The 4,306-nt window shown below is 33.8% G+C and carries 4 protein-coding genes; 3 read left to right on the top strand and 1 reads right to left on the bottom strand.

Annotated elements, in window-relative coordinates:
* Positions 1–148 precede the first annotated feature (148 nt).
* On the bottom strand, positions 149–1,624 hold the full coding sequence (locus GOQ24_RS16415; protein ID WP_155091325.1) for a lipopolysaccharide biosynthesis protein: 1,476 nt from the start codon (positions 1,622–1,624) through the stop codon (positions 149–151).
* 151 nt (positions 1,625–1,775) lie between these two features.
* Here GOQ24_RS16415 and GOQ24_RS16410 point away from each other — a divergent pair, with 151 nt between their 5' ends.
* From GOQ24_RS16410 to GOQ24_RS16400, 3 genes are all read left to right on the top strand, one after another.
* Positions 1,776–2,612: a glycosyltransferase gene (locus tag GOQ24_RS16410; protein WP_155091419.1), complete on the top strand. Its 837-nt coding sequence runs from the start codon at positions 1,776–1,778 to the stop codon at positions 2,610–2,612.
* A gap of 69 nt (positions 2,613–2,681) precedes the next feature.
* On the top strand, positions 2,682–3,428 hold the full coding sequence (locus GOQ24_RS16405) for an MlaE family ABC transporter permease (protein ID WP_155091324.1): 747 nt from the start codon (positions 2,682–2,684) through the stop codon (positions 3,426–3,428).
* A gap of 2 nt (positions 3,429–3,430) precedes the next feature.
* Positions 3,431–4,210 carry an ABC transporter ATP-binding protein gene (locus GOQ24_RS16400; RefSeq protein WP_155091323.1) on the top strand — a complete coding sequence of 260 codons (780 nt, stop codon included), beginning with the start codon at positions 3,431–3,433 and terminating at the stop codon, positions 4,208–4,210.
* Positions 4,211–4,306: the final 96 nt, after the last annotated feature.

Below are 4,306 nucleotides of genomic sequence, written 5' to 3'. Positions count from 1 at the left end.
AGTTTTGAGAAACGAAAAAATAAAAAGCACAATGAAATGAAAACCAATTAGATAAAAATAAAAAAGAAGTGATTTTAATTTTTATCGGACGCTAATGATAAATTATAAAAAAAGCGATAAACAATGAGTTATCGCTTTTTTTATGTCATTACATTTTTAAATTAAATATTCTAACTAATATTTTAACCACTTGACTTCTTAACCCTTCAGCCCATTGTGTTTTAAATAGGACATACAAGTTCAAACATAGAACAAGGAATACTTTGACAAGCAAATCCCCGATATGACTACCAACAGAGGGCAAATAGAAAACAAGTAAACAGATCCCAATCATCACAAAGAATAACTTCATAAACATGCTGTCAAAAGGCCACAACCTCATCTTCTTATAGATATAGTAAGTTTTACCGACATTAAACAAAGTTAATGAGAGCATCGAAGCAATTCCTACACCTAAAATGCCGTAAGTGGTTTGCGTTAAAAAATAAATATTCAGTAGCACATTCAATACCATCAAGCATAAGATAGAAACTAAATTAAACCTATAATACTTGGAATAGGAAATAATCTCCGTATTAAATCCTGTGGACATGTTTATAACTACATTTATACCTAACAAATAAATAATAGGAAGTGAAGGAGCTAACTTATCATAAGTCGGCATGAGTTGAAACAAATCCGCAATTCCCACTACTGTGCAACTAAATAAAAACATACCTATAAAAAACATACTCCTTGCGACCTCTTTATACTTGTAATTCAAGGTGCGCAAATCGCCTTTATTTAACAACTCTGATATGACTGGCGCATACAACGCAAAAACTCCTGTGGCTGGTATCGCCAGTGTGGAAGCTAAAGCAACACCAATATTATAGGTTCCATTTGCTTCATAGGATATAAAATAGGGAATCATCAACGAATCAACTCTAAACGCAAAGAAAGAGCCAAAGCTTCCTGCAAATGCAAATAAACTATATTGATAATACTCCCTTTTACTAATATCTGTAAATAGATCACTATAAGACCAATGCCACTTAAATTTAAAATATCGATAGATATACCAACCAATCACTAAGGCTATTAAGAAATAAGATAATATATACAATACAAGTGCCTTAGAGATACTGTATTGCAAATAAATTACTAATAAGAATACGGTAGGCAGCGTTATTTTAGGGATTATCTTTTCAAAGAAAGTGGGAAAAGAGATCTTCTGGAGATTTGTTGCTTGCCTGCGAAAAAGCTCTATATAAGCCATCGAAAAAGCTAAGGGATAAGCATACAAAATAAATTTCATATCTTCTCCTTGATAAAAGAACATACCAATAAAGAGTACAATTCCCAGACAAAGTGCGAGTTTAAACAAAGACAACAAAGAGAAACTAAATAGCTTGCTTTGCAATCGCTCATTTAACTTTGGATAGTAATTAATCAATGCATGTGTACTACCCAAAACGATAATGGGATACATTATCTGAGCACAGGCATCTACAAATCGTATAACACCTAACATCTCTTTATCTTGCGGATAAATCAATATAGTTGATACTACACCTATTACTACTCCAATATAATTGATAACAGTAAACAACAGTGCTTGTTTTGTAGAGATATTAGCTTTCATTACTATTTAAATAGACTTTCTTACTTACAAATATACTTGCTATTCAACGTTTAACTACATTTTTTTTACATTTGTAATCTGACCACCCTATTTTATGAGTTGAATCTCATCGTGTCTAAACCTACATAAAATGACAAAATACATAGTTGTAATGCCTGCTTACAATGAGGCAGATTACATCGCCAAAACCCTTGATAGCATTGTTTTGCAAAGCTTATTACCTCACAGGCTTATTGTCGTTAATGACAATTCCACTGATCATACAGCTGAAATAGTTAACTCTTTTGCTAAGACCTATCATTGGATAACACTTGTCAATAAAGATTCTGAAAATATTCACTTGCCTGGTAGCAAAGTAATCCAAGCTTTCAACTATGGCTTAGATACAATAGAAAACCTTGAGGAATTTGAATTTATCGTCAAGTTAGATGCAGATCTAATCTTGCCCTCAAATTACTTTGAAAAAGTAAGTAACCACTTTAAACAAGATCTTACAATCGGCATGGTTGGAGGTTTCGCTTATATCGAGAAAGACGGGAGTTGGATATTAGAAAATCTAACTGACAAAGACCATATTAGAGGAGCCTTTAAATCTTATAGAGTCTCGTGCTTTCAGCAAATTGGAGGGCTAAAGCCCGCTATGGGTTGGGATACAGTAGATGAGCTATTATGTCATTTCTACAATTGGAAAATAAAAACCGATGAGACTTTGAAAGTGAAGCATTTAAAACCCACAGGAGCAATGTACAACAAAGCATCAAGATACAAACAAGGAGAGGCTTTTTACAGACTTCATTACGGGTTCGTCATTACACTCATCGCTTCGCTTAAACTTGCTTTTAAAAAGAAAAAGACGCTCTTGTTCATAGACTATCTCTCAGGTTTTAGGAAAGCTAAAAAAGCTAAAATGCCCTATTTAGTTACGGAAGAACAAGGAATCTTTATTCGCAAATACCGTTGGAACAAGATAAAGGCAAAACTGAGGTAGGCATTTTTTAGCAATTCACACTTAAAAACTCATTTGTAATTGGTAATTTAGCCGGATATTAATTTTTGTATGATAAAATCAGGATTAAAAAATATAGGTCAGTACTTCATTATGTTGAAAGAAATCTTCAGCAAGATGACCAAATGGAAGGTGATGAAGGAACTAATCTTCAAAGAAATTGACGATTTAATTATTGGCTCACTTGGTATTGTCTGCTTCTTATCTTTCTTCGTAGGAGGGGTTGTAGCAATACAAACTGCATTAAACTTAACAAACCCATTAATTCCAAAATATTTAATTGGTTTTGCTACCAGACAATCCGTTGTCTTAGAGTTTGCACCTACTTTTATCTCTATTATTATGGCAGGTAAAATGGGGTCATTCATCACGTCGAGCATAGGTACTATGCGTGTAACCGAACAGATTGATGCCTTAGAAGTAATGGGAGTAAGTTCTCTTAACTACTTAGTATTCCCTAAACTTGTAGCGGTTTTTCTTTATCCTTTTGTGATTGGAATCAGTATGTTCTTAGGAATACTTGGAGGATGGTTTGGAGGAGTAATGGGTAATTTTGTTACTTCAGAACAATTTATCATTGGATTACAAGACACATTTATTCCTTTTCACATCACCTACGCTTTTATCAAAACCTTTATATTCGGATTCCTATTAGCTACTATTCCTTCCTACTTTGGATATTATATGAAAGGTGGAGCTTTAGAAGTGGGTAAAGCCAGCACAACGTCATTTGTATGGACGAGTGTAGCCATTATCTTAACAAACTATATATTAACCTCTCTATTATTAAGTAACTAATCATGATCGAAGTTAAAAACATTGAAAAGTCGTTCGAAGGAACTCAAGTTCTTAAAGGCATTTCTACCACTTTTGAGAAAGGTAAGACCAACTTAATTATCGGTCAGAGTGGTTCAGGTAAAACAGTATTGTTAAAAACCTTATTGGGTATTCACCAAAGTGATAATGGATCTATTGCCTTCGATGGCAGAGTATATAGTGAGTTATCCAGATCGGAAAAAAGAAACCTAAGAACAGAAATCGGCATGGTATTCCAAGGTAGTGCTTTGTTTGATTCTATGACAGTAGAAGAAAATATCGCCTTCCCACTGAGAATGTTTACAGACAAATCTGATGCTGAAATCATGCAACGTGTAAACGAGGTAATTAACCGAGTGAACTTAATCAATGCAAACAAGAAAAAACCTGCTGAGATCTCTGGAGGTATGCAGAAAAGGGTAGCCATTGCTCGTGCAATAGTAAACAACCCTAAATACTTGTTCTGTGATGAGCCTAACTCTGGATTAGATCCCAAAACAGCAATTGTCATCGACAACCTTATCCAAGAGATTACACATGAATACGGTATAACTACTGTAATTAATACACATGACATGAACTCTGTGTTAGAGATTGGAGAACATATTGTATTCTTGAAAAACGGTGTTCTTGCTTGGTCTGGAAACAACAAGGAAATCATCCAAACGGACAATGAAGACGTAGTTGACTTCGTCTATTCTTCAGAATTATTCAGAATGGTTCGCGACGCTATACGTCACATTGGAAATGAAAAGAATAAATAATCTTTCTATTATAAAAAGTAAAAGGGATTGACAATTGTCAATCCCTTTTACTTTTTATAAACCTTATTTGTTTTCCTCTTTTAACTTATCTTCAAT

This window comes from Myroides sp. LoEW2-1, from assembly GCF_009767705.1.
GTDB classification, from domain to species: Bacteria; Bacteroidota; Bacteroidia; order Flavobacteriales; family Flavobacteriaceae; genus Flavobacterium; species Flavobacterium album_A.
This window is presented reverse-complemented; position numbering and strand designations above follow the sequence as displayed.

What these genes read in the sequence shown, in the direction of transcription:
- GOQ24_RS16400 (WP_155091323.1), top strand. Translation starts at nt 3,431, where the DNA reads ATGATCGAAGTTAAAAACATTGAAAAGTCGTTCGAAGGAACTCAAGTT.
- GOQ24_RS16405 (WP_155091324.1), top strand. Translation starts at nt 2,682, where the DNA reads ATGATAAAATCAGGATTAAAAAATATAGGTCAGTACTTCATTATGTTG.
- GOQ24_RS16410 (WP_155091419.1), top strand. Translation starts at nt 1,776, where the DNA reads ATGCCTGCTTACAATGAGGCAGATTACATCGCCAAAACCCTTGATAGC.
- GOQ24_RS16415 (WP_155091325.1), bottom strand. Translation starts at nt 1,624, where the DNA reads ATGAAAGCTAATATCTCTACAAAACAAGCACTGTTGTTTACTGTTATC.